The organism is Phycicoccus endophyticus, from assembly GCF_011326735.1.
Taxonomy (GTDB): domain Bacteria; phylum Actinomycetota; class Actinomycetes; order Actinomycetales; family Dermatophilaceae; genus Phycicoccus; species Phycicoccus endophyticus.
In genome coordinates this window covers 242,868-267,045 of the sequence record NZ_JAANCN010000002.1, presented here as the reverse complement: position 1 = coordinate 267,045, position 24,178 = coordinate 242,868, and the positions used below count along the sequence as shown (strand labels likewise).

The window sequence follows — 24,178 nt, the reverse complement described above, 5'->3', positions numbered from 1 at the left end:
GTGACCGTCCCCGTCTGGAGACCATCGTGCCCTCGCGCCGCCGGCTGCTCGCCGCCGCCCCCCTGCTCGCCGCAGCCCTCGCCGTGTCCGCCTGCTCGACGGGCCCGAGCGGGGGCGAGGAGGCCCAGTCCTCCGCGAGCACGACCGCGCCGGCCGACGCCTTCCCGGTGTCGGTCGAGCACACCTACGGCACGACGACGATCGAGGCGGCGCCCACCCGGGTCGCCACCGTCGGCTGGGCCGACGCCGACACCCTCGCGGCCCTCGGCATCGTCCCCGTCGGGGCCCCGAAGATCACCTGGGGCGGCAACGAGGCGGGCTCGACCGACTGGTTCGACGAGCAGCTGGCGAGCATCGGCGCCGACCCCTCGGACGTGACGCGCTACGACGACTCGGCCGGCATCCCGTTCGACAAGATCGCCGCGACGGCGCCGGACCTCATCCTCGGCCTCAGCTCCGGCATCAGCGAGGAGGACTACGACAAGCTGACCAAGATCGCCCCGACCGTGGCGTGGACCGAGAAGGCCTGGGGGACGCCCTGGCAGGAGCAGGTGCGGACGATCGGCGAGGCGGTCGGCCGCTCGCAGGACGCCGAGCAGCTCGTCACCGACACCGAGCAGACGATCAGCGACGCCGTCGCCGCGCACCCGGAGATCGAGGGCAAGACGGCTGCCTGGGCCTGGTTCACGACGACCGACCTGTCGACGGTCGGGCTCTACACGACCTCCGACCTGCGCCCGCAGATGCTCACCGAGCTCGGCTTCGAGCCCTCCCCGACCGTCGTCGAGCTGAGCGCGAAGGACCCCTCGGCCTTCACGACGAACCTCTCGGCGGAGAAGGCCTCGAGCCTGCAGGCGGACATCATCGTCTTCTACGCCCAGGACGAGAGCACCGCGCAGGCCCTGAAGAAGAACGACCTCATCGGGCAGATCCCCGCGCTCGCCGACGGGCACTACGTCGCGAGCACCGACAACGCCGTCGCGCTGTCGATGTCGCTGCCGAGCCCCCTGTCGATGCGCACGGCCGTCGAGGAGTTCCTGCCCAAGCTCGTCTCCGCGGTGAACGGCACACCCGCGTCGTGACGACGACGGCGCCCGCCCCGAGCCGCCCCGCCCCGGTCGCCGGGCCGCGGGCGGGCTCCGGACGGGTGCCCACCTCCTGGGCGCTCGCGGCGGGCGTCGGCACGGTCCTCCTGGCGGTGCTCGCCTCGGTGCTCCTCGGCGTCCAGCACCTCGCGCCCCCGGCGGTGTTGCACGCCCTGCTCGGCGACGGCTCCGACCCGCAGACGGCGGCGATCGTCGCCGCCCGCGTCGACCGCACCGTCATCGGGCTCGTCGTCGGGGCCGCGGTCGCCCTGAGCGGGGTCGTCCTGCAGGGGCTGACCCGCAACCCGATCGCCGAGCCGGGGATCCTCGGGCTGAACTCCGGGGCGGCGCTCGCCGTCGTCCTCGGCATCCGCTTCCTCGGGCTCGGGACGGTCGGCGGGTACGTCGTGGCCGCGATCGTCGGCACCGTCGTGGTGGCACTGCTCGTCCAGTCGCTCACCGCGTTGGCCCCCCGCGCCGCGGCGCCGGTCTCCATGGCCCTCGCCGGTGCCGCGGTCATGGCCCTGGCCCAGAGCCTCATCGGTGCCGTGCTCGTCACCGACCGCGCCTCCTTCGACAGCTTCCGCTTCTGGCAGGTCGGCTCGGTCGCGGGCCGCGACGCCGGCCAGGTGCTCGAGATCCTCCCCGTCCTGCTTCTCGGAGCCGTGCTCGCGCTGAGCTCGGGGCCGACACTCGACGCCGTCGCCCTCGGCGACGACCTCGCGCGTGGCCTCGGCCAGCGGGTGCTGCTCCACCGCGGGCTCGCCGCCGCGGGGGCGGTCCTCCTCGCCGCCGGGGCCACGGCCCTCGCCGGCCCGATCGCGTTCATCGGACTCGTCGTGCCGCACGTCGCACGCGCCCTCGTCGGTGTCGGGCACCGCCGGCTGCTCCTCCTCTCGGCGCTGCTCGGCCCCGCCTTCGTCGTCCTCGCCGACGTCGTCGGCCGGCTCGTCGCCCCGCCGTCGGAGGTCCAGGTCGGCATCGTCTGCGCCGTCCTCGGGGCGCCGATGCTCGTCCTCGTCGTGCGCCGGGTCAGGGGTGTGTGACGATGGCCCTGCTCGAGACCGTGGAGCGCCCGAGCACCGCCGACGCGCTGGCCGCCGCGCGCCGGGGTCCACGCCGCCGGCGCCGCGTCGTCGTCGTCACCCTGCTCGTCCTCCTCGTGGCACTCGTCGTCGTGCGGGCGCTGCTCGGGGACTACCGGGTCTCCCTCCCCGACGCCGTGCGGATCCTCGGAGGCGAGCAGATCCCCGGCGCGTCCTTCGTCCTCATGGAGTCGACGCTGCCGCGGGCGGTCATGGGGGTGCTCGCCGGTGCCGCGTTCGGGGCGGCCGGCTCGGCCTTCCAGGTGATGCTGCGCAACCCGATCGCCAGCCCCGACGTCCTCGGCGTCACCCTCGGCGCCAGCGCGGGCGCCGTCCTCGCCGTCGTCGCCTTCGGCGTGCGGGGCGCGCCGGTCACCCTCGCGGCGCTCGCCGGCGCGGTCCTGGCCGCCGTCGTCATCCTCAGCCAGGCTGGCGGTGGTGGCGGCGCGACCGGGCGGATGGTCCTCGTCGGCGTGGCCCTGGCGGCCGGGCTCTCCGCGCTCGTCCAGTGGCTCCTCGTGCGGGCGAGCACCTACCAGGCTCAGGACGCCCTCGTGTGGCTCAGCGGCAGCCTCAACACCGTGACGTGGACCGACATCGCCCGCCTGCTCGTCCTCGACGCACTGCTCCTGCCGCTCCTGCTCGCGATGGCGGGCCGGCTGCCGGTGCTGGGCCTCGGCGACGACCTCGCCGCCGGTCTCGGCGTGCGGGTCACCCGGCTGCGCGTCGGCGTGACCGTCCTCGTCGTCGGCCTCGTCGCGGCCGCCACCGCGCTCGTCGGGCCGGTCGCCTTCGTCGGGTTCCTCAGCGGCCCGATCGCCCGCCGGCTCACCCCGGGCCGGCCGGCCGTCGGCGTCGCGGCACTCGTCGGCGCCGTCGTCGTCGTCGCGGCGGACTACGCCGCGGCCTACGCCATCCCCGGCACCGCGCTGCCGGTCGGTCTGGTCACCGGCCTGCTCGGTGCCCCCGTCCTGCTGTGGATGCTCCGCTCCCGACCGACCCCGGAGGGCCGATGACCGTGACCGACTTCCCCGGTGAGGCGACCCGAGCCCGGGTCGCCGCCCCCGCGCCGCTGGCCACCGACACGGTCAGCCTCGGCTACGACGGCCGGGTCGTCGTCGACGGCCTGAGCCTGCGCGTCCCCCAGGGGCGGACCACCGTCGTCGTCGGCCCCAACGGCTGCGGCAAGTCGACACTGCTGCGCGGCCTCGGCCGGCTGCTGCGGCCCTCCGGTGGTGCGGTCCTCCTCGACGGCGAGGACATCGGGGGGCTGCCCACCCGGGAGGTCGCCCGGCGGGTCGGGCTGCTGCCCCAGCAGCCGGTGGTCCCCGAGGGCGTGACCGTCCTCGAGCTCGTCGAGCGGGGGCGCCACCCGCACCACGGCCTCTTCCGCACCTGGGGGCGGGCCGACGAGGAGGCGGTCGCCGCCGCCCTCGAGCGCACCGACCTCGTCGACCTCGCCTCGACCCCGGTCGACAGCCTCTCCGGCGGCCAGCGGCAGCGGGTGTGGCTGGCGCTCGTGCTCGCCCAGGCCACCCCGGTGCTCCTCCTGGACGAGCCGACGTCGTTCCTCGACGTGGCCCACCAGCTCGACGTGCTCGACCTCGTGCGGGGCCTGTGCGAGGACGCGGGCTGCACGGTCGTCATGGTGCTCCACGACCTCGGGATGGCCGCCCGCTACGCCGACCACCTCGTCGCCATGCGCGAGGGCCGGGTCGTCGCCGAGGGGCCGCCGTCGGAGGTCGTCACCCCCGAGGTCGTCGAGGCGGTGTTCGGCGTCACCGCGGCGGTGCTCACCGACCCCGAGAGCGGGGCGCCGGTCGTCGTGCCGCGCCGGAGGACGTCGTGAGCCGCGCGGGCCTGCGGGCCCACCGCCGCGCCGACCTCGCGACCGCGGTCGTCCGCGAGCAGCCCGCGCAGTACGAGGCCACCGTCGTCGCCGTCTCCGACCTCGGGGGCGGGATGCGCCGGGTCAGCTGCGTCGCGGACGACCTGCGCGACTTCGTCCCCTGCGGGCCGGACGAGTACGTCGGCCTGCTCATGCCCCCACCGGGGCGAGCGCTCGTCATGCCCGACCCCGAGCCGGCCAACGTCCGGGCCACGGTCGCGGCGCTGCCGGCCGAGGAACGGCCCGCGCTGCGCTGGTACACGGTGCGCGAGCACGACCCGCTGCGTGGCCGGCTCGACATCGACATCGTCACCCACGGGGACAGCGGGCCCGGGTCGGCGTGGGCCTGCCGCGCCCGGGTCGGGGACCCGGTGGGCATCCGGGCCAGCGGTGCCCTCTACCGCGGCTTCGACGTCGGCGGGCGCCAGGTGCTCGTCGCCGACGAGACGGCGGTGCCTTCGGTCGCGGCGATCCTCGACGCCTGGGGCGGGCCGGCGGACGCGGCCGACCACGGGGTGGAGGTCCACGTCGAGGTCGCCGACCCGCGGGTGCTCGACTCCTACGACCTCGGCGACGCCCACGTGCACGTCCGCACCGGCATCCCGGGCAGCGCCGTGCTGCCGGCCCTGGAGACCACCCTCGGTGCCCGGCCGGGCCGGATCGCCTACGGCTGGGCCTGCGGTGAGGCCGACCTGGCCGCCGGTGCCCGCCGGGCGCTCGTGCGGCACGGCGCCGACCGCCGGCACGTGTTCTTCTGCGCCTACTGGAAGCTCGGCCGCCCCCGCCCGTGAGGCGCCCGCCGCCGGCGCCCCGGTCGTCGGTAGCGTGAGGACCGATGAGCGCTTCCCACCTGGTCTGTCTCGACATCGACGGCACGACCGTCGACCACGACGGTGAGCTGCACGAGCCCGTCCGAGAGGCCGTGCGCGCCGTGGTCGACGCCGGCCACCGGGTCGTCCTGGCCACCGGGCGTGGCGTCCTCGGGACGCTGCCGGTGCTCGACGCCCTGGGGCTGCTCGACGGCTACGCGGTGTGCGCCAACGGCGCCATCACCCTCGGCCTCGACCCCCGGCTCGACGACGGCTACGAGGTCCTCGACGCCGTCACCTTCGACCCCGCGCCCGCCCTGCGGGTGCTGCGCGAGGAGTTCCCCGCCGCGCTCGTTGCGGTCGAGGAGCTCGGGGTGGGCTTCAAGGTCTCGGCCCCCTTCCCCGACGGGGAGCTCGAGGGCACCCCCGAGGTGGTCCCGTTCGAGGAGCTCATGGCCCACCCGGTGACCCGGTTGACGATCCGCGACCCCGAGAGCACGAGCGAGGCCTTCCTCGCCGGTACCGACCGGATCGGGCTGCACGGCGTCGAGTACGCGGTCGGCTGGAGCGCCTGGCTCGACATCACCCCCGAGGGCGTGTCCAAGGCGGCGGCCCTCGAGGCGGTGCGCCGGCGGCTCGGGTTCGAGCCCTCCGCGACGCTGGCCGTCGGCGACCAGCGCAACGACCTCGAGATGCTCCGGTGGGCCGCTCGGGGGGTCGCGATGGGCAACGCCCCCGACGAGGTCAAGGCGGCCGCGGACGAGGTGACCGGGCACGTCGACGACGACGGTCTCGTCGCCGTCCTGCGCTCGCTCCCCTAGCGGCCCGCCACCTGTCTCGACGGCACGTCCTCGCAGGTGGCAGGGTGTGCCACCATGAACCCCACCGACGTGACCCGAGCCACCCGTGAGGCCAACGAGAGCCGGGTGGTGGAGTGGGGCGCACGCACCGGGTTCGCGGTCCTTGGCGGTCTGCACCTGCTCATCGGCTACCTCGCGCTCAGCGTTGCGTGGGGGGTCGGCGGCGGGTCCCGCGAGGCCGACCAGTCCGGTGCGCTGCGCACGCTCGCCGGCTCGCCGGTGGGGGAGGCGCTCCTGTGGGTCGGGGTGGTCGGGTTCGTCCTGCTCGCCCTGTGGAGCCTCACCGAGGGGGTCATCGGCCGCTCCGAGGTGGCCGACCGGGCCAAGCTCTTGGCCAGGGGCATCCTCTACGGGTTCTTCGCCTGGAGCACGATCAAGGTCGCGGCGCTCGGCGGGACGGGGAACAGCGAGCGGCAGACCGACGACGTCACCCAGCGGCTCATGAGCAGCCCCGCGGGGCAGGTCCTCGTCGGCATCGTCGGGCTCGTCGTGCTCGGGGTGGCGGTCCACCACGTCGTCAAGGGCTGGCGGGCGGGCTTCCTCGAGGACCTGCGTGAGCACCCGGGCCGCTGGGCGGTGCGCGCCGGCCGCTTCGGGTACGTGGCCAAGGGCCTGGCGCTGGCGGTCGTCGGGGTGTTCTTCCTCGTCGCGGCCTGGACGCAGGACCCGCAGGACGCCAAGGGCCTCGACGGAGCCCTCAAGACGCTCAAGGACATGACCGCCGGGCCGCTGGTCCTCACCGTCGTCGCGCTCGGCATCGCCGCGTACGGGGTGTACTCCTTCGCCCGGGCGCGCTACGCCCGGCTCTGAGCGCTCTCGGCGACGGGCGTCGTCTCGCCGGTGGAGCCGGTGTCGCGGCGCAGGTAGCACCACCCGAGAACGGCGCACACGAGGCCGTTGGCCAGGGCGACGACGACGTCGCTGACGTGGTGGGCGCCCCGGTACACCCGGGCGAACGCCACGAGCAGCGGCACGAGGGCGCACAGGCCGACGAGCAGCCGGCGCACGCCGTCGTGCCGGATGCGCGTGGCCATGAGCGCGAAGGAGACGTAGAGCGCCGTCGAGGCGCCGACGTGCCCGCTCGGGTAGCTCGACGTCGGCGGGGTCGGGTCCAGCCGCTCGACGGGGGGCCGCCCCCGCCCGACGACCGCCGCCGCGAGGACGAACCCGGTGGCCTGCACCGAGATCGACACGAGCGGGACGAGCGCGAACCACCACGCCCGGGTGCGCCACGCGACGAGGAGCGCCACGAGCACGCCCATCGCGACGACGTACTCCGTGTTGCCGGCCGAGGACATCACCAGGGTGAGCGTCTCCCCGGTGGGCGTGCGGCGGGCCTGGAACCACCGGTTGACGGCGTTCTCGGCCTCGAGGCCCCGCAGCGGGCCCATGATGACCAGCCCGACCGTCACCACGAGCGTGAACCACGGCACCGCGGGGAGCACGGCCCGCACGGCGACGTCCCGCACGACGTCGACGGCCCGCGGCCGCGAGGGGTCCTCGTCCCAGCGGGTGAGCAGGCTCATCGCGACTCCTCGGGCACGGCGCGGTGGGTGCCGCCGGCCGGCTGCGGGGCGGGCGAGGCGCTCGCGTCCCGGGGGCTCCAGCCCCGGTAGCCCGCGTAGGAGGCCAGGGCGAGCCCGGCGCCGGTGGCCACGCCCACGGTGACGTCGGTGGGGTAGTGGACACCGAGGAGGACCCGGTCGAGGGCGGTGAGCCCGACGACCGCCGCGCCGGCGACGACGAGCGCGGACCGGGCGAGGGGGCGGCGCACGAGGGGCCACAGGAGCAGGACGAGCACGCACACCCACGCCGCCGAGTTCACGGCGTGCCCGGAGGGGAAGGAGTAGCCGGGGGCCTGCTCGAGCGGGTCGGGGAGGACCGGCCGCGCCCGCTGGAAGAGCCCCTTGGCGGTCAGCCCGAGGATCCACGCGAGCATGAGGGTCGCGAACGCCCACCAGGCGCGGGTGCGCAGGCCGCGGGCCAGCCACACCCACAGGCACACCGCGGTCCCGACGAGATGCAGCCCGAGCGGCTGGGTCAGGGACTGCCAGGCGAGCAGCGGTCGGCGCAGCCCGGGATGCTCGCGGGTGACCTCGGTGAGCCGACGCACGATCGACTCGTCGAGGTCGACCAGGGGGCTCCAGGTTCCCCGGACGAGCAGGCCCACCCCGACGAGGACGGCGGCGGTGAGCACCGCGTACAGCCCGGCCCGGAGGAGACGGCGGGCCCGGCTGCGCGGCGACCCGGCCGCCTCGGTGCTGGTCATCGGGTCTTTCTACCGCACCCACCGGCGGGCCGGGCCGCGCATGGGATGCTGTCCCGGCCATGCCCGAGCTGCTCGTGACCTCCGCGACGAACCCGCGCCTCAAGGCGGTCGCCGCGCTGCGCCGCCGACGGGTGCGCGACCAGGAGGGGCTGACCGTCGTCGACGGCTACGACGAGCTGGCCCTGGCCGTCGACGCCGGGGTCGTCCCCCGCACGCTGCTGTACTGCCCCGAGCTCATGCTCGACCCGGACGCGCAGTCCGCCCTCGTCGAGCGGGTCCGGGGCCTCGGCGCCACGACGGTACGGTGCGGCCGGACCGCCTTCGAGAAGGTCGCCTACCGGGAGGGTCCCGACGGCTTCCTCGCCGTGGTGCCGGGCGCCGGGCGCCGCCTCGAGGACCTCGTGCTCGGGCCCGACCCGCTCGTCGTCGTCGTCGAGGGGCTGGAGAAGCCGGGCAACCTCGGCTCGGTGCTGCGCAGTGCGGACGCCGCGGGGGTCGCGGCCGTCGTCGCCGCCGACCCGGCCACCGACTGGGGCAACCCGAACGTCGTGCGGGCGAGCAAGGGCACCGTCTTCACGGTCCCGGTCGCGTCCGCACCCCTGGCAGGGGTACTCGGGTGGCTCGCGGGTCACGGCATCCGGCTCGTCGCGACGACCCCGGACACGGCCACCCTGCACACCGAGGTCGACTGGACCGGTGCGGTGGCGGTGGCGGTCGGGACGGAGAAGACCGGCCTGACACCCGCCGCCCTCGCGGCGGCCGACGAGCGCGTCCGCATCCCGATGGCGGGACGGGTCAACTCGCTCAACGCCGGCGTCTCCGCCGCCGTCGTGCTCTACGAGGCGGTGCGCCAGCGGGGGATGTGAGCCGTGCCTCGTGCGGTGCCTGGTGCGGATGGGGCCGCCGAGGCGTACCCTTCCACCCCTCGTCCGGAGCACCCCCGTCCGTGTGCGACCATGAACGGCATGCGAGTTGACCACGTCGTCTATGCGGCCGAGCACGACGGGGTGCACGCGACGGCCGAGCGCCTCGCGAAGCTCATCGGCGTCCGTGCGGTCGACGGTGGGGTCCACCCCCGCTTCGGCACCCGGAACGTCATCCTCCCGCTGGCCCACGAGCGCTACGTCGAGGTCGTCGAGGTGCTCGACCACCCGGCGAGCGACAAGGCGCCGTTCGGGCAGGTCGTGCGCGCCCGCTCCGAGGCCGGGGGCGGCTGGCTCGGCTGGGTCGTGCGCGTCGACGACCTCGCCCCCCAGGAGAAGCGCCTCGGCCGTCAGGCGGTCCAGGGCAACCGGCACCGCCCCGACGGCGTCGAGCTGCGCTGGAAGCAGCTGGGCATCCGCGGCCTGCAGGCCGACCCTCAGCTGCCCTTCTTCATCGCCTGGGAGGACGGCACCCCGCACCCGTCGGAGGACGCCGACACCGAGGTGACCATCGAGTCGCTGACCATCGCCGGCGACCCCGAGCGGGTGCGCGACTGGCTGGGGCTGCCCGCCGACTCCACCTCCTCGGTCATCGACTTCTCCTTCGTCGCGCCGCACGGCACGCCGGGCCTCATGGCCGTCACCTTCGACACCCCCCAGGGTGAGGTCACGGTCTGAGCACCGCCCCGCCGGGCACCCGGCGGGTCAGCCGCGGGGCGACCAGCGGCGCAGCCGCAGGCTGTTGGAGACCACGAGCACGCTCGAGAGGGCCATCGCGCCGCCGGCGACCATCGGGTCGAGCACCCCGGCCACCGCCAGCGGGATCGCCGCGACGTTGTAGCCGAAGGCCCAGCCGAGGTTCTGCCGGATGGTGCGCAGCGTCGCCCGGGAGAGGTCCATCGCGTCGACGACCGCCGGCAGCTCCGAGCGCAGCAGGACGATGTCGGCCGCGTCCGCCGCCACATCGGTGCCGCTGCCCATCGCGATGCCGAGGTCGGCCTGGGCGAGTGCGGCCGCGTCGTTGACGCCGTCCCCGACCATGGCCACGACCCGGCCGCGGGCCTGGAGGTCGGCGACCATGGCGTGCTTGTCCTGCGGGCGGACGTCGGCGACCACCCGGCCGACGGGGATGCCGACGTCACGGGCCACCGTGAGCGCGGCCCGGTCGTGGTCGCCGGTGAGCAGGTAGCAGAGCAGCCCGGAGGCGTCGAGCGCCCGGATGGCCCGGGCCGAGCTGCGGCGGACGGTGTCGGCGACGGTGAGCGCCGCCCGGGCGCGCCCGTCCCAGCCCAGCCACACGGTCGTGCCCTCCGCCGAGGGTGTCGCGAGCTCGCGGGGGACCTCGGCGAAGAGGTCGGCGCGCCCGACGAGCACCTCGGTGTCCTTGATGCGCGCGCGGGCACCGGCACCGGGAAGGGCCTGAAAGTCGGTCGTCTCCGGCAGGTCCAGCGCTCGCGAGCGGGCCGCGGCGAGCACGGCCCGGGCCACGGGGTGCTCGCTGCCGGCCTCGACCGCGGCGGCGGCGCGCAGGGCCTGGTCCTTGGGCAGTCGCCCGGCGGTGACCACCTCGACGAGCGTCATCTCGCCCGAGGTCACCGTGCCGGTCTTGTCGAGGACGACGGTGTCGACCCGCCGGGTGTCCTCGAGGACGTCGGCCCCCTTGATGAGGATGCCGAGCCGGGCTCCGCGGCCGGTGCCGACGAGCAGCGCCGTGGGGGTGGCCAGGCCGAGGGCACAGGGGCAGGCGATGACGAGCACCGAGATGGCGACCTCGAGCGCGCGGGCCGGGTCACCGCTCGCGAGCCACCAGCCGAGCAGGGTCAGCGCGGCGAGGGCCAGGACGAGCGGGACGAAGACGGCCGAGACCCGGTCGGCGAGCCGCTGGACCGGTGCCTTGGAGGCCTGGGCCCGCTCGACGAGCCGGGCGATGCCGGCAAGGGTGGTCTCGGCGCCGACCCGGGTGGTCCGCACGACGAGCCGGCCGGTGGTGTTGACGGTCCCGCCGGTCACCTCGCTGCCGGGGGCGACGTCGACCGGCTGGGACTCGCCGGTGACGAGCGCGGTGTCGAGCGCGCTGCGCCCGTCGAGGACGACCCCGTCGGAGGCGACCTTCTCGCCGGGCCGGACGACGAACCGGTCGCCGACGGCCAGCTGGTCCACGGGCACGCGCTCCTCGCGCTCGGCGCCGGAGGCCGGGTCGGTGACCAGGACGGCGACGTCCTTGGCCCCGAGGTCGAGGAGGCGGCGCAGCGCGTCGCGGGTGCGGTCGGTGGCCCGGGCCTCCATCCACCGGCCGACGAGGAGGAAGGTCGTGACGACGGCGGCCGTCTCGAACCACACGTGCGAGCCCTCGCCGCTCATCCCGGTGGCGGCGTTCCCCGTGAGGACGACGCCGAGCGACCACAGGTAGGCGGCGAGCACCCCGAGCGAGACGAGGGTGTCCATCGTCGAGGCGCCGTGCCGGGCGGTGAGCGCCGCCGCGCGGTGGAACGGCCACGCGGCCCAGGCGACGACGGGCGTCGCGAGCACCAGCTGGAGCCAGGGGGAGGCCGCGACGTCCAGCCCGGGGACCATGGCGAGGACGACGACGGGCACGGTGAGCACGGCCGCGACGACCGCGCGCCGACGCAGGTCCTCCTGGCGGGAGACCTGGTGGCGACGGCTCGGTGCGGCGGCCCGCTCGACCGGGTGGGCCTCCACGGTGTCGGTGGACGCCGGGCCCGGCCCGGCCACGGCGGGGGGCACACCACCGGTCGCCGTGCCCGTCGTCGCCCGCAGGGGCGCGTCGGTGCTCAGCACCTCGGCGCCGTACCCGGTGCGGCGCACCGTCTCGAGGAGGTCCTCGACGGTGAGCGGCCCGCTCCAGCGCACCGTCGCCTTCTCGGTCGCGAGGTTGACCACGGCGTCGACCCCGTCGAGCTTGCCGAGCTTGCGCTCGATGCGCGCCGAGCACGAGGCACACGTCATCCCGGTGATCGCGAGGTCGACCTCGTGGGGCTCCTCGAGGGGCCGGTCGGTCGTCTGGGTCATCTCAGCTCCTCACGAGCCGGGTCACCGCGGCGACGACCTCGTCGACCTTCTCGGCCGCCGCCTCGTCCGACTCCCGGGCGGCGTCGACGACGCAGTGCGCGATGTGCTCCTCGAGCAGCCCGAGGCTGACCGCCTGCAGGGCGCGGGTCACGGCGCTGACCTGGGTGAGGACGTCGATGCAGTAGGTGTCGCTCTCGACCATCCGGGCGATGCCGCGCACCTGCCCCTCGATCCGGCGCAGCCGCTTCAGGTGGGCGTCCTTGGTGTCGGAGTAGCCGGGCGGGCGGCCGCCGACGGGCGCGGAGGACGTGGGGGTGCTCATGCCCGCCATCATACCCCTGCGGGGTATCTGCGGGGAGGGGGGTGGTGGCGTCAGGGCAGGTGGTCGACGAGGTCGGGGGCGAGCCCGACGTAGGTGGCGGGGGTCATCGCCGCGAGGCGCTCCTCCACCTCCACCGGCAGCCCGAGGGAGCGGACGAAGGCGACGAGGTCCTCGCGCCCGATCCGCCGGCCCCGGGTGAGCTCCTTGAGGCGCTCGTAGGGCTCCTCCATCCCGGGCACGCCCTGGGCGGCGAGCGCGCGCATCGCGGACTGCACGGGCTCCCCGAGCACCTCCCAGTTCGCGTCGAGATCGGCGGCCATCGCGGCCGGCACCGCGTCCAGGCCGGCCAGGCCGCGCTGGACGTTGTCGACGGCGAGCAGGCTGTGGCCGAGGGCGGAGCCGATGTTGCGCTGCGTCGAGGAGTCGGTGAGGTCGCGCTGCAGCCGGCTCTGGACGAGGGTCGCCGAGAGCACGTCGAGCAGCGCGTTGCTCACCTCGAGGTTGGCCTCGGCGTTCTCGAACCGGATCGGGTTGACCTTGTGCGGCATCGTCGAGGAGCCGACCGTGCCCTGGCCCCGGACCTGGGCGAAGTAGCCCAGCGAGATGTAGGACCACACGTCGGTGCACAGGTTGTGCAGCACCCGGTTGAAGCGCGCGAGGTCCGCGTAGAGCTCGGCCTGCCAGTCATGGCTCTCGATCTGGGTGGTCAGCGGGTTCCACGTCAGGCCGAGGTGCTCGACGAAGCTGCGGCTGACCGCCTGCCAGTCCGCCTCCGGGACGGCCGCCAGGTGCGCGCCGTAGGTGCCGGTGGCGCCGTTGAGCTTGCCGAGGAACTCGGCGTCCTCGACGCGCGAGAGCTGCCGGCGCAGCCGCCAGGCGAGGACGGCCAGCTCCTTGCCCATCGTCGTCGGCGTGGCCGGCTGGCCGTGGGTGTGCGCGAGCAGCGGCACCTCCCGCAGCGCGCGGGCCAGGTCGCCCAGCTGCTCGAGCAGCGCGGTGGCCCGGGGCAGCCAGACGTCGCGGACCGCCCCTCGGACCATGACCGCGTAGCTGAGGTTGTTGACGTCCTCGCTCGTGCAGCAGAAGTGCACGAGCTCGGCCAGGCCGGCGTCCTCGGGAGCGGGCGCGACCTCGCGCACCCGCGCCTTGAGGAGGTACTCGACGGCCTTGACGTCGTGCTGGGTCACCCGCTCGGTCGCCGCCAGCTCCTCGATCTCGGCCGCGCCGAAGCCGGTGACCACCGCCCGCAACCGGGCCTGCTCCTCCTCGGTGAGCCGGCGCACGCCGGGAAGGACCTCGTGCTCGGTGAGGTGGATGAGCCACTCGACCTCGACGTGCAGGCGCGCGCGGTTGAGTGCCGGCTCGGAGAGGTGGTCGACGAGGGGGGCGACCGCCCCGCGGTAGCGGCCGTCGAGGGCGCCGAGCGCGATCGGCGGGTCGAGGTCGGCGAGGCACTGGGCGCCGGGGAGGGCGCTCGGGGTGGCGTCGGTCGTGCGCGGCATGGCGCCAGTCTCCCAGAGCCGGCCGGGGCGGCGTCGTCCGTGCCCGGCGCCGGCCGGTCAGCCGGCGCCGAGGTGGGAGCGCACGTGCTCGACGATGCCGGGCACGGCCGCGCGGATCTCCTGGTAGGTCTGCTCGTAGTCGGCGTCGCCGCCGTACCACGGGTCGTCCATCCCGAGCTCGCCGGCGGCGACGGCCTCGGGGTCGAAGGAGCGCACGAGGCGGACGCGGCGGGCCTCCTCGTCGGTGCGGGCGAGGTCGAGGAGCCGGTCGGCGTGCGGGTGGTCGGCAGCGAGGACGAGGTCGAGGTTCTCGAACCACTCGGGCCGGAACTGCCGCGCGCGGTGCCGGGACCAGCCCAGGTCGCGGTGTCCGTGGCGCTGCAGCGTGGCGAGGGTGCGCCGGTGGGGCGGGTTGCCGACCTCCTCGCTCGAGGTGCCCGCGGAGTCGACCTGCACCCGGTCGGCCAGCCCGGCGTCCTCGAACGCCTCGCGCAGCAGGAACTCGGCCATCGGGGAGCGGCAGATGTTGCCGTGGCAGACGACCGTGACGCGGTAGGGGCGCTCGCTCATCCCGCCATCCTCCCGGGCGGCCGGAGCCCGACCGTGATAAGGGAGGCCTAACCGCTCAGTGCTACCGTCGACGTCGTGACGACCCTGGACCGCGCGCCCTTCGGGGTGACCGTCCGGATCGCCCCCGCCGACCGGTCCGACGCCCTCGAGCGACGCCTCGCCGAGCTCGGGCTGCGTGGCGGCGTGGAGGTCCGGTGTCTGCAGCGCACCGCCGGTGGCGGCCGGGTCGTCGACGTCGCGGGCGCGCGCATCGCGCTCGGCCGCGAGGTCCTCCAGCGCGTGCGGACCGAGCCGACGGGGCCGTGACCACCCGCCCCGCCGAGCGGGCCCCCGCTGCGCCCTCCTGCCACGGCGACACGGGGGGTCCGGCCGCGCCTCCCGGCAGCCCGACGATGGCGCTCGCGGGGGCACCCAACGTCGGCAAGTCCACCCTCTTCAACGCCCTGACCGGCGCGCGCCGCACCGTCGGCAACTGGCCGGGGACCACCGTCGAAGTCGGCCGTGGCGCGGTCGCGGTCGGGCCGCAGACCGTCGCCGTCGTCGACCTGCCCGGCGCCTATTCGCTGGACCCGATGAGCCCCGACGAGCAGCTCACCCGGGACCTCCTGCTCGCCACCGACGGCTCGGCGCCGGACGTCGTGGTCGTCGTCGCGTCCGCGGCCCACCTCGCCCGCAGCCTCTACCTCGTCGCCCAGCTGCGGGAGACCTCGCGCCCGGTGGTCGTCGCGCTGACCATGGAGGACGTCGCGGCCCGCCGGGGCCAGCGGGTGGACGCCGCCGCCCTGACGGCCGCCCTCGGCTGCCCGGTCGTCGCGCTCGACCCGCGCCGCCGTTCGGGGACCGAGCGGCTCGTCACGGCCGTCGAGCACGCCCTGCACTGCGGCCCCCTCGTGCCGCGGCCGGGCGCCCGGCCCGCCGGCGACGAGGACCCCGAGGCCGACCTGCGGCTGGCGGACGAGCGCTTCGGCTGGGTGGAGCAGGCGGTCACGGCCGCGGTCCACGAGACCGGCGCCCGGGCCCGCACGTGGTCGGACCGCATCGACCGGGTCGCCACCGCGCCCGTCGTCGGGCCGCTGCTCTTCCTCGCGGTCATGTGGGCGGTCTTCCAGGTGACCACGACGGTGGCCGCCCCGCTGCAGGACGCCCTGGACGCCCTCGTCACCGGGCCCGTCTCCAGCGGTGCGTCGTGGCTCGTCGGCGCCGTGGGGCTCGGGGCGACCCCGGTGGAGGGCTTCGTCGTCGACGGGCTCGTCGCCGGAGTCGGGATGCTGCTCACCTTCGTCCCGCTCATGGCGCTGATGTTCCTGCTGCTCGCCGTCCTCGAGGACTCCGGCTACATGGCCCGCGCGGCGGTCGTCACCGACCGCCTCATGCGTCGGATCGGGCTGCCGGGGAGGGCCTTCCTCCCGCTCGTCGTCGGGTTCGGCTGCAACGTCCCCGCCGTCGCGGCGACGCGCATCCTGCCGACGGTGCGCCAGCGGGTGCTCACGGCCCTGCTCGTGCCCTTCACCTCGTGCTCGGCGCGGCTCACGGTCTACGTCCTGCTCGCCCGCACCTTCTTCCCCGAGCACGCGGGCACGGTCGTCTTCGCGATGTACCTCGCCTCGATCGTCCTCGTCGTCCTCGTCGGCCTCGCGCTGCGCTCGACGCTGTGGCGCAGCATGGGCGCCGAGCCCCTCGTCATCGACCTGCCGCCCTACCAGCGGCCCACCGTGCGGCTGTCGCTGTCGGTCATGTGGCTGCGTCTCCAGGGCTTCCTGCGCACCGCCTCGGGGATCATCGTCGTCACCGTCGTCGCCGTCTGGCTCCTGCAGTCGCTGCCCGCGGGCGGTGGCAGCTTCGGCGAGGTGCCGGTCGAGGACAGCGTGTACGCGTCGATCTCGCGGACGGTCGCCCCGGCGCTCGACCCCGCCGGCTTCGGCCAGTGGGAGTCGGTCTCGGCGCTCGTCGTCGGCTTCGTCGCCAAGGAGGCCGTCATCTCCTCGTGGGCGCAGACCTACGCGCTCGCCGAGCCCTCCTCGGCGCGCTCACCCGGTGCCCTCGGCGACCAGCTGACCGCGACCTTCGACGCCTCGAGCGGCGGCCACGGCGCGGTCGCGGTGCTGGCCTTCATGGTCTTCCTCCTCGCCTACACCCCGTGCGTCGCGACCCTCGCGGCGCAGCGCCGCGAGATCGGCACCCGGTGGACCGTGTTCGGCGTCCTCGTCCAGCTCGTGGTCGCCTGGACCCTCGCCGTCGTCGTCTTCCAGGTCGGGCGGGTCTTCTGGTGAGCGCGACGACCCCCGGGGCGGGCGGCCCGCTGACGGCCGTCCTGCAGGCCTTCCGGGACGGGGTGCACTCGCTCGACGAGGTCGGTGAGCGCACCGGGCTCGCGCGCGACGTCGTGCAGGCCTGCGTCGACCACCTCGTGCGCCTCGGCCGGCTCGAGGCCCGCGAGCTCGCCGTCGGCTGCCCCACCGGAGGGTGCGGCACCTGCGCCTCGGCCACGGCGACGGGGCAGGCGGGCTGTGGCGCGGTGGCCCCCTCGGCGACCCGCTCCGGGCCGGCGCTCGTCACCATCTCGGTGCGCCGACCGGCCTAGCGTGGGGGTGGCCCCGTCACCCGCCCTCGGAGGTCGCGATGAGCGAACACCAGCACCACCCCACCCTGACCAGCGCCCGCCTTGTCCCCGAGGTGAACTGGCACCAGCGGCGGACGGCGGCCCTCGGCCTCGGCGACCGGGCCGCGGACGGGCTGCGCAACGGGATGGGCAGCTGGGGCTTCGTCTTCGCCTTCCTGGCGTTCATGGGCCTGTGGGCGCTCGTGAACTCGCTCGGGCGCGCCTGGGACCCCTACCCGTTCATCCTGCTCAACCTGTTCCTGTCGATGCTCGCCGGGCTGCAGGGAGCGATCCTGCTCATCGCCGCCAAGCGCCAGGACGCCGTCGCCGCCGCCCTGGCGCAGCACGACTACGACACCAACCGGGCCGCCAAGGAGGACGTCGAGGTCCTCCTGCGGGTCAGCGCCGAGCAGCTGCGGACCCTGCGTGCCCTCCAAGCCGACCTCACCGAGCGGCTCGAGCGGATCGAGCGGCGCGAGCGCGGGGCCTAGCCGAACCCGGCCCCGGGGGGAGGCGTGCTCAGGCGGCCGAGTGCGCGGCCTCGGCCTCCCGGGCCAGCCGCTGGACCAGGTCGCGCAGGGCGGTGTCGAGCTCGGCGTCGGTGAGCCGGCCCTCCTCGAAGGCCTGGAAGGCCGAGCCGACCCCGATGGTGTCGGGCAGCACGCGCGCGCCGGCCACGGTGAGGATCCGCACGCCGTCCTCGCGGGCCCACTGGGCGGCGCGCGGGGACCCGCTCGCCCCGAGCACGGCCGCGGGCACGCCCGCGATGACCGAGGCGCCGCGCGGGCGGGAGGCCCAGTCGACCGCGTTCTTCAGGCTGCTCGGCAGTGAGCCGTTGTACTCCGGGGTCACCAGGAGGATGGCGTCGTGGTCGGCCACGGCGTCCCGCAGGTCGCGGGCGACCTCCGGCAGCGTGTCGTCGTGGTCGAGCTCCTCGGAGTAGTGCGGCAGCTCGGCCAGCCGCTCGAAGAGCGTCGTCCCGACCCCGGCGGGCAGGTGGGCGACGGCGGCGTCGGCGAGCTGGCGGTTGGTCGAGCCGGGGCGCAGGCTGCCGACGAGGACGAGGACGTTCACGGAGGACTCCCGGGGGTGGGCGGCACGGACGGGGTCGGCGCTGACCTGAACGCGTGAACCGTCGTCGGCCCTCGCGAATTCCCTCTGCGGGCAGCCGTGCTGCCGACGTGGGCGGCCGCGTCCGGACCTCCGGTGCCGTCGCCGCGCGGGCCGGCGGGGCCGCCCGTCGCAGGGCTCAGCCGCCGAGGAGGTCCCCGAGCATCCCCCCGCCCTTGCCGCCGCCGCCCTGGTGGCCGCCGTCGACGACGTTCTCGCTGGGCTGGACCAGCACGTACCCCTGGCCGCCGAAGGCCATCTGGAGCAGCTCGCCGGTGCCACCGCGGATCATCGAGCCGAGCCCGCCGGTGTCGACCCGCACGTCCATCGTCACGCCCGCGGTCCACAGGACGACGGCCTGGGCGTCGGCGAACGTCGGGGACGAGGCGACGTCGAGGGCGATGGGGTCGCCCTTGGTCGTCACCGCGACGTAGCCCGTGCCCCGCAGCGAGACGTTGTACAGGCCGCCGGTCATCATCGCCCCACGGGCCTGGATCCGGTGGATGTCCCACTGGATCGAGCTGGAGAAGGCGAGGACGTTGCGGCCGTTGACCGAGATGGCGTCGTCCTCGAGGTACATCACCTGGACCTCCGCCGCCTCGTCGGCGAGGAACAGCTCGCCGCTGCCGGTGCACTCCATCATCCGCACGCCCTCGCCGGTGGCCGCGGCCTTGAGGAACTTGCCCATCCCGCCCGAGCCGCGGTTCTGGAAGCGGACGTCCCCCTGGTAGGCCACCATCGACCCGGTGCGCGCCTGGACGGGGCCGTAGCGCATGTCCACCCGCAGCAGCTTCTTGTTCTGCAGCGAGAACGGGTCCTGGCTCGGCTTCTCCGCGAAGTCGGTGAACAGGGAGCCGTGGATGGTCATCGTGCCGCCTTCGGTGTCGGGGAGCGTCGTCGCTGCGGTAACGCTAGAGCAGACGTGAGGTTCGGGGCTATGGTTCCGGCAGTCCGAGGGACGAGGCAGGGAGGACCCGATGAGCTTCTTCGAACGCGCCAAGGCCGCCGCGAACGACCTCGCGGCGAAGGCCGACGTGGCCATGTCGTCGGCGGGGATCAGCGTGCCGGGGATGGGGGCGGACCGGGCGCTGCGCGACCTCGGTGTCCTCGCCTGGCTCGGGGCCACCGGTCGGCCGGTGGACCCGGCCGACCGCGAGCGCGTCATGGGCACGCTGCGGCAGCTGGAGTCCGAGGGGCGTCTCGGGTCGCTCACGGTGACCCCTCCGCCCGGCTACGGCGCGCCGCCCCCGCCCGGGGGGTCCGGCGCGGCGTCGGCGCCACCGCCGCCCACGGAGGGGACGTCGGCCCCGGTGTCGCCCGCCCGGGACACCCCCGCACCGCCTCCCCCGGGGACCGCCGCCGACGAGCGTCCCGACCTGCCCCCGCCGGCGGACGAGCCGCCGACGGCCCCGCCACCGCCTCCCCCGCCGAGCTGGGCCTGAGCGCGCGCCGGCGCCGGACGGCTCAGCTCCAGGCGGCCGAGAGCAGGACCACCGGCGCACCGACGGCGACCACCGCGCCGAGGTAGGCGGTCGCCGACAGCACCGGGTGCGGGCCGACCGCCAGCAGGTGCATGCGCACCGGTGCCGAGGTGCCGGCGCCCATCGCCTCGTCGGGGTAGCGGCCCTGGGCGATCGCGACGAGGGCGCGCGCGGTCGCGACCTCACCGCTGCGCCGCACGGCCGCCCGGTCGGCGAGGGCCTCGACGAGCAGGCGCACCTCGGTGAGCGCACGGTGCGAGCGCAGCGGCGGCGGCACGGACTCGTGGAGCACGGTGAAGAACTCCAGGAGGAGGTCGTGACGGGCCTTCAGGTGGGCCTTCTCGTGGGCGAGCACGGCGTCCAGCTGCCGCTCGGGCAGCGTGTCGAGGACCCCCTGGGAGAGGACGACCCGGCTGGAGCGCCCGGGGATGCAGTACGCGGTGGCGGTGGGGTGCTGCAGCACGCGGACACCGCCGCGGTCGTGCTCGGCGACGATGTCGACGATCTCCCGGTGGCGGGCCCGGGCGGCGCGGACCCGGGTCCCGACGAGGTGGCCGGAGAGCAGGAGGCGGGCCAGGACGACGATGCTCGCGACCGCCGCCAGCGCGACGAGCGCCGGGTGGTCGGCCATCGGGTCCCCGCCGAGCAGCTCGGGCACCGCCGCGGGCGCGACGAAGAGGGCCGCGAGCACGCCGCCGAGGGACACGGCCTGCCAGGCCACGAGGGCCGCCCGCGGCGCACGCCGCAGCCGCACCTGACGGGCCAGGAGGCCGGGCGCCACCCAGACGAGGACGACGGCCAGCCCGGCGAGAGCGAGCGGGAGCACGCCCCCTATGGTGACAGGCGCCCCGGCGGGGCGTCAGCCGCCCGTCGAGACCCGGACGTGTCCGGTGTCCGGCCGGGGGCCCGTCCCGGCGGGAGACCCGGGGGCCGGTGTGGTGGAGTCGTGGCCGTCGGCTACGGGGCGGTCAGCGCCGCAGCCGGCCGCGTAGACCCCGCGGGGCGCTCGCCTCCTCGTCCGCCCGCGACTCGACCACCGCGAGGGCGGCCTTGAGGTCGGCGATCTCGTCCGAGCTGGCGCCGTCGAGGAAGTGCAGCAGCGCGGCCCGCCGGTCGGTGACGTCCATGTCGTCCAGGGTGCGGCGCATCGTCTGCGCCGTGAGCGCCTCCCGGGTGTCCGCCGGGAAGTAGCGCCAGGCCCGTCCGTCGCGCTCGCGGGTCACGAGCTCCTTCTTGGCGAGCCGGTCCAGGACGGTCATCACCGTCGTGTAGGCGATCTCCCGGTCGCGTTCGAGGGCCTCGTGGACGTCGCGGACCGTGGCGCCGTGGGTGCGCCCGGCCTCCCAGAGCCGCTCCATGACGAGCCGCTCGAGGTCACCGAGGCGAGGGGTGGAGGTCGAGTGCGGCATGGCTACTCCTTCGGGTGGGATGAGGTCGGGCGGGCCCCGAGGTCGACGACGGCGTCGACCCGGTCCAGGGCCTCGTCACGGTGGCTGACGAGCACGACGGAGCGCTCGCGCGTGGCGTCGAGGACGTCGTCGAGCACCGCGGTCGCCGTCGGGTGGTCCAGGTGGGCGGTGGGCTCGTCGAGGAGGACGACGGGACGGTCGGCGAGCACCGCACGGGCGACGCCGAGCCGGGTGCGCTCCCCGCCGGAGACGCCGCGACCGCCGGTGCCCAGCCGGGTGTCGAGGCCGTCGGGCAGCTCGGCGGCCCAGCCCGCGAGGCCGGCGAGGTCGAGGGCGTGCCGGACGGCGTCGTCGTCGGCGTCCGGGCGGGCCAGGCGGAGGTTCTCGGCGAGCGTCGTCGCGAACACGTGCGGCTCGTCGTCGACCACGGCCACCTGGGCGCGGGTCTCCTCGAGCGGCAGCTCGCGCACGTCGGTGCCGTCGACGGTGTGCCGGCCACCGCTGACGTCGAGGTGGCGGGCGAGCACGGCGAGCAGCGTGCTCTTGCCGCTCCCGTTGGGGCCGACGACCGCGACGTGGCGCCCGGGGGCCAGCTCGAGGTCGGTCGCGGCCAGCTGGTCGCCCTCGCCGCCCCACGACGCCCGTGCCCCCTCGAGCCGTACGAGCGGCCCCGAGGTGGTGCGCTCGGCGGTGCACGGGGCGGGGGCCTCCGGGTCGCGCACGGCCGGGTCCTGGGCGAGCAGCGCGCCGAGCCGGGCGTTGCTGCCCTGTGCGCGGGCCAGGGCCCGCATGGTGTCGGTGAGCGGGGCGAGGGCCTCCCCGACGGCGACCGGCACCAGGACGAGCAGCGCGGCCACCGGGGCGCCGGTGACGCTGGGGTCGACGACGGTCGCCGCGGCGACGGTGGCGGCGGCCGTCCCGACGAGCACGAGAGCGGCGACGAGCGCGCGGCCGCGGCTCTGGCGCCGGACCGCGGCGCGGAGGGTGGCGTGGGCCTGCTCGAGCCAGCCGAGGGCGTCCTCGCCGGCGCCGATGGCCCGCAGCTCGCCGGCCTGCCGGGCGACGAGGTCGGCGACTCGCGCGGTCTCGGCACGGGCCTCGAGCAGCTCGTCGCGCGACCGGGACTCGGCACGCCACGCCAGGGCGCAGCCGAGTGCGAGGACGACGAGGAGCCCGGCGACGACGAGCCCGACGGCCGGGGCGAACGCCGCCGCGAGCACGGCGGCGCCGAGGCCGGCCACCGCGCTGGAGACGAGCGGCACGGTGACCCGCACCTGGGCCTCCACGACGTCGGTGAGGTCGTCGACGACACCGGTGAGCACCCGCGAGCGGGCCCGGCGGCCCAGCCGTGCGGGTGTGAGCGGCACGAGCGCCGCGTAGAGGGCGCTGCGCCGGTCGGCGAGGTCGCCGAGGGCGGCGTCGTGGGAGACGATGCGTTCGAGGTAGCGGAAGAACGGGCGGGCCATGCCGAAGGCGCGCACGGCGACGATGGCCGCGAGCAGGGTGAGGATGACCGGGCGCTCGCTGGCGCGGACGATGAGCCAGCCCGAGGTGGCCGTCAGGGCGATGCCCGCCGAGGTGGCGGCGCCGCCGAGCAGGCCGGCGAGCAGCGTGGCGCGGGTCGGCCGGACCACGGCCGTGGCGGCGGTCATCCGTGCACCTCCGCTGCGGTGGCGGTGACGACGAGGTGCCGGTCGGCGAGCCGCACGAGCTCGGGCCGGTGGGTGACGGCGAGCACCGTGCGGCGCTCGGCGAGGTCGCGCAGCAGAGCGTGGACGAGCTCACTGGAGGCGGTGTCCAGGTGGGCCGTCGGCTCGTCGACGAGCAGGACGGGGGTGGTCGAGAGGGTCGCCCGGGCCAGGGCCACCCGCGCCCGCTGCCCCGCCGACAGCCCGACGCCGTCGTCACCGAGTCGGGTACCGAGGGCGTGCGGCAGCCCGGCGACGAAGCCCTCGAGACCCACGCTGCGCAGGGCCTCCCACAGCGCGTCGTCGGGGGCGCCGGTGCCGAGCGCGAGCGCCTGGCGCAGGGTGCCCGCCGGGAGGAAGGGCCGCTGGGTGACCAGGTGCGCCGGGCCGGCGCTCACGACACCGCTCGTCGGGACGCGCAGCCCGGCGACGAGCTCGAGAAGCGTCGACTTCCCCGCGCCCGAGGTGCCGGTGACGACCGTCAGGCCCGGCCCGACGGCGAGGTCGACCTCGGCCAGCACCGGCGTGGTGGCGCCGGGGTAGGTGTAGGAGACCCGCTCGAGGGTGACGCCGAGCTCGGGTGCCGACGGCGAGGGGACGGGGGCGGCCCGGCCGGCGTCGACGTCCTCGAGGACGGCGGCCACCGCCTCGGCTCCGTCGGCGGCGTTGTGGAACTCGGCACCGACCCGGCGGATCGGCCAGTAGGCCTCGGGGGCCAGGAGGATGGCGAGCAGGCCGGTGTGCAGGCTGACCGTGCCGTAGGTGAGGCGCAGCCCGACGGTGACGGCGACGATGGCGACCGAGATCGACGCGAGCAGCTCCAGGGCCGCGGAGGAGAGGAAGGCCAGGCGCAGGGTGCGCATCGTCGCGGCCCGGTGCCGGCGGCTGACCTGTGCCACCACCTCGACCTGGCGGTCGGCGCGACCGTAGCCGACGAGGGTCGGCAGGCCGCGCATGACGTCGACGAAGTGCCCCGCGAGGGCCGAGAGCGCCTGCCACCGCCGCTCGGTCTCGTCGCGGGTGGCCGCCCCGATGAGCGCGGCGAACAGCGGCAGCAGCGGCAGGGTGAGGACGACGACGAGCGCGCTCACCCAGTCGACCCCGACGAGCGCGGCGACGGCGAGGACCGGGACGACGGCCCCGGCCACCAGGGCCGGCAGGAAGCGGGCCGCGTACGGCTCGACCGCCGCGACCCCCTGCGCCGCGAGGGTGGCTCCGCGGTCGGGGTCGGGCCGGCCCTCGGCGGGCACCGCGAGCCACCGCCGCAGCAGCGCCGAGCGCAGGGCGGCCGTCACCTCGACGCCCGCCCAGGCCGCGACCCGCTCGGCGACCCAGGACAGCACGGCCCGGGCCAGCAGCAGCGCCGCGAGCCAGCCCGCCGGCCCGACGAGCCCCGACCCCTCGACGACCGCGACGACGAGCGCCGCCAGGGCGAACGCCGTCCCGATCGTCGCCGCGCCCTGGAGCACACCGACGAGCGCCAGCACGGCGACCGGTCGGCGCGCTGCCGGGGCGACGGCGAGGACGCGGGGGTCGAAGGGCCTCATC

The 24,178-nt window shown here is 75.8% G+C and carries 26 protein-coding genes; 14 read left to right on the top strand and 12 right to left on the bottom strand.

Annotated elements, in window-relative coordinates:
• Positions 1-26: 26 nt before the first annotated feature.
• The 7 genes from G8D98_RS04315 to G8D98_RS04285 are packed head-to-tail and all read left to right on the top strand — an operon-like array spanning position 27 to position 6,537.
• On the top strand, positions 27-1,082 hold the full coding sequence (locus G8D98_RS04315; RefSeq protein ID WP_166099551.1) for an iron-siderophore ABC transporter substrate-binding protein: 1,056 nt from the start codon (positions 27-29) through the stop codon (positions 1,080-1,082).
• Positions 1,079-2,131 (top strand): FecCD family ABC transporter permease, encoded by a 1,053-nt coding sequence (locus G8D98_RS04310; protein WP_229661863.1) that lies wholly within the window; start codon positions 1,079-1,081, stop codon positions 2,129-2,131. Before G8D98_RS04315 ends, G8D98_RS04310 begins: the two co-directional genes overlap by 4 nt.
• A 2-nt stretch (positions 2,132-2,133) precedes the next feature.
• Positions 2,134-3,186, top strand: a complete 1,053-nt coding sequence (locus G8D98_RS04305; protein ID WP_166099549.1) for a FecCD family ABC transporter permease — start codon at positions 2,134-2,136, stop codon at positions 3,184-3,186.
• Positions 3,183-4,019, top strand: coding sequence for an ABC transporter ATP-binding protein (locus tag G8D98_RS04300; RefSeq protein ID WP_166099547.1), 837 nt, complete (start codon positions 3,183-3,185; stop codon positions 4,017-4,019). Before G8D98_RS04305 ends, G8D98_RS04300 begins: the two co-directional genes overlap by 4 nt.
• Complete coding sequence (locus G8D98_RS04295; protein WP_166099544.1) at positions 4,016-4,849, top strand: siderophore-interacting protein; 834 nt, start codon at positions 4,016-4,018, stop codon at positions 4,847-4,849. The genes G8D98_RS04300 and G8D98_RS04295 overlap by 4 nt, the downstream gene beginning before the upstream one ends.
• Positions 4,850-4,893: 44 nt before the next feature.
• The gene (locus G8D98_RS04290; RefSeq protein ID WP_166099541.1) at positions 4,894-5,688 is read left to right on the top strand and encodes an HAD family hydrolase; all 795 of its coding nucleotides are present in this window, start codon (positions 4,894-4,896) and stop codon (positions 5,686-5,688) included.
• A gap of 54 nt (positions 5,689-5,742) precedes the next feature.
• Complete coding sequence (locus G8D98_RS04285) at positions 5,743-6,537, top strand: DUF1206 domain-containing protein (protein WP_166099538.1); 795 nt, start codon at positions 5,743-5,745, stop codon at positions 6,535-6,537.
• Here G8D98_RS04285 and G8D98_RS04280 read toward each other — a convergent pair.
• Entirely contained in the window at positions 6,522-7,253 is a 732-nt protein-coding gene (locus G8D98_RS04280; RefSeq protein ID WP_166099536.1) for a phosphatase PAP2 family protein, read from the bottom strand. The genes G8D98_RS04285 and G8D98_RS04280 overlap by 16 nt on opposite strands.
• Positions 7,250-7,996 carry a phosphatase PAP2 family protein gene (locus tag G8D98_RS04275; protein WP_166099534.1) on the bottom strand — a complete coding sequence of 249 codons (747 nt, stop codon included), beginning with the start codon at positions 7,994-7,996 and terminating at the stop codon, positions 7,250-7,252. The genes G8D98_RS04280 and G8D98_RS04275 overlap by 4 nt, the downstream gene beginning before the upstream one ends.
• A gap of 59 nt (positions 7,997-8,055) precedes the next feature.
• Here G8D98_RS04275 and G8D98_RS04270 point away from each other — a divergent pair, with 59 nt between their 5' ends.
• Positions 8,056-8,862, top strand: a complete 807-nt coding sequence (locus tag G8D98_RS04270; protein ID WP_166099531.1) for a TrmH family RNA methyltransferase — start codon at positions 8,056-8,058, stop codon at positions 8,860-8,862.
• 99 nt (positions 8,863-8,961) lie between these two features.
• On the top strand, positions 8,962-9,597 hold the full coding sequence (locus G8D98_RS04265; protein ID WP_166099528.1) for a VOC family protein: 636 nt from the start codon (positions 8,962-8,964) through the stop codon (positions 9,595-9,597).
• A 27-nt stretch (positions 9,598-9,624) separates the two neighbouring features.
• On the opposite strand, the gene G8D98_RS04260 is transcribed toward G8D98_RS04265, so the two are convergent.
• The 4 genes from G8D98_RS04260 to G8D98_RS04245 are packed head-to-tail and all read right to left on the bottom strand — an operon-like array spanning position 9,625 to position 14,343.
• Complete coding sequence (locus G8D98_RS04260; RefSeq protein ID WP_166099526.1) at positions 9,625-11,949, bottom strand: heavy metal translocating P-type ATPase; 2,325 nt, start codon at positions 11,947-11,949, stop codon at positions 9,625-9,627.
• Position 11,950: 1 nt separating this feature from the next.
• A complete protein-coding gene (locus G8D98_RS04255; protein WP_166099522.1) occupies positions 11,951-12,271 on the bottom strand; it encodes a metal-sensitive transcriptional regulator in 321 nt (106 codons plus the stop codon).
• A gap of 50 nt (positions 12,272-12,321) precedes the next feature.
• Positions 12,322-13,773, bottom strand: coding sequence for an adenylosuccinate lyase (gene purB, locus G8D98_RS04250; RefSeq protein ID WP_166099520.1), 1,452 nt, complete (start codon positions 13,771-13,773; stop codon positions 12,322-12,324).
• Positions 13,774-13,830: 57 nt separating this feature from the next.
• Positions 13,831-14,343, bottom strand: coding sequence for a low molecular weight protein-tyrosine-phosphatase (locus tag G8D98_RS04245; protein ID WP_166099518.1), 513 nt, complete (start codon positions 14,341-14,343; stop codon positions 13,831-13,833).
• Positions 14,344-14,418: 75 nt separating this feature from the next.
• On the opposite strand from G8D98_RS04245, the gene G8D98_RS04240 reads away from it, so the two are divergent.
• Genes G8D98_RS04240 through G8D98_RS04225 form a run of 4 tightly spaced genes read left to right on the top strand, consistent with a single transcriptional unit; the run spans position 14,419 to position 17,433 of the window.
• Entirely contained in the window at positions 14,419-14,649 is a 231-nt protein-coding gene (locus tag G8D98_RS04240) for a FeoA family protein (protein WP_205859699.1), read from the top strand.
• Positions 14,646-16,613 (top strand): ferrous iron transport protein B, encoded by a 1,968-nt coding sequence (gene feoB / locus G8D98_RS04235; protein WP_229661864.1) that lies wholly within the window; start codon positions 14,646-14,648, stop codon positions 16,611-16,613. The genes G8D98_RS04240 and feoB overlap by 4 nt, the downstream gene beginning before the upstream one ends.
• Complete coding sequence (locus tag G8D98_RS04230; protein WP_166099515.1) at positions 16,610-16,924, top strand: hypothetical protein; 315 nt, start codon at positions 16,610-16,612, stop codon at positions 16,922-16,924. The genes feoB and G8D98_RS04230 overlap by 4 nt, the downstream gene beginning before the upstream one ends.
• 38 nt (positions 16,925-16,962) lie before the next feature.
• Complete coding sequence (locus G8D98_RS04225) at positions 16,963-17,433, top strand: DUF1003 domain-containing protein (RefSeq protein WP_308788818.1); 471 nt, start codon at positions 16,963-16,965, stop codon at positions 17,431-17,433.
• A 28-nt stretch (positions 17,434-17,461) separates the two neighbouring features.
• Here G8D98_RS04225 and G8D98_RS04220 read toward each other — a convergent pair whose 3' ends face one another.
• Entirely contained in the window at positions 17,462-18,016 is a 555-nt protein-coding gene (locus tag G8D98_RS04220; RefSeq protein ID WP_166099512.1) for an NADPH-dependent FMN reductase, read from the bottom strand.
• A 175-nt stretch (positions 18,017-18,191) separates the two neighbouring features.
• The gene (locus tag G8D98_RS04215) at positions 18,192-18,920 is read right to left on the bottom strand and encodes an AIM24 family protein (protein ID WP_166099510.1); all 729 of its coding nucleotides are present in this window, start codon (positions 18,918-18,920) and stop codon (positions 18,192-18,194) included.
• A 109-nt stretch (positions 18,921-19,029) separates the two neighbouring features.
• Between G8D98_RS04215 and G8D98_RS04210 the strand changes: the two genes are divergently transcribed.
• Positions 19,030-19,494, top strand: coding sequence for a hypothetical protein (locus G8D98_RS04210; protein WP_166099508.1), 465 nt, complete (start codon positions 19,030-19,032; stop codon positions 19,492-19,494).
• Positions 19,495-19,516: 22 nt separating this feature from the next.
• Here the strand turns inward: G8D98_RS04210 and G8D98_RS04205 are convergent, their stop codons facing one another.
• From G8D98_RS04205 to cydD, 4 genes are all read right to left on the bottom strand, one after another.
• Positions 19,517-20,359: a M56 family metallopeptidase gene (locus G8D98_RS04205; RefSeq protein WP_166099506.1), complete on the bottom strand. Its 843-nt coding sequence runs from the start codon at positions 20,357-20,359 to the stop codon at positions 19,517-19,519.
• A 142-nt stretch (positions 20,360-20,501) separates the two neighbouring features.
• Entirely contained in the window at positions 20,502-20,942 is a 441-nt protein-coding gene (locus G8D98_RS04200) for a BlaI/MecI/CopY family transcriptional regulator (protein ID WP_166099504.1), read from the bottom strand.
• A gap of 2 nt (positions 20,943-20,944) precedes the next feature.
• Positions 20,945-22,594 (bottom strand): thiol reductant ABC exporter subunit CydC, encoded by a 1,650-nt coding sequence (gene cydC, locus G8D98_RS04195; RefSeq protein ID WP_166099502.1) that lies wholly within the window; start codon positions 22,592-22,594, stop codon positions 20,945-20,947.
• Complete coding sequence (gene cydD / locus G8D98_RS04190; protein ID WP_166099500.1) at positions 22,591-24,177, bottom strand: thiol reductant ABC exporter subunit CydD; 1,587 nt, start codon at positions 24,175-24,177, stop codon at positions 22,591-22,593. The genes cydC and cydD overlap by 4 nt, the downstream gene beginning before the upstream one ends.
• Position 24,178: the final 1 nt, after the last annotated feature.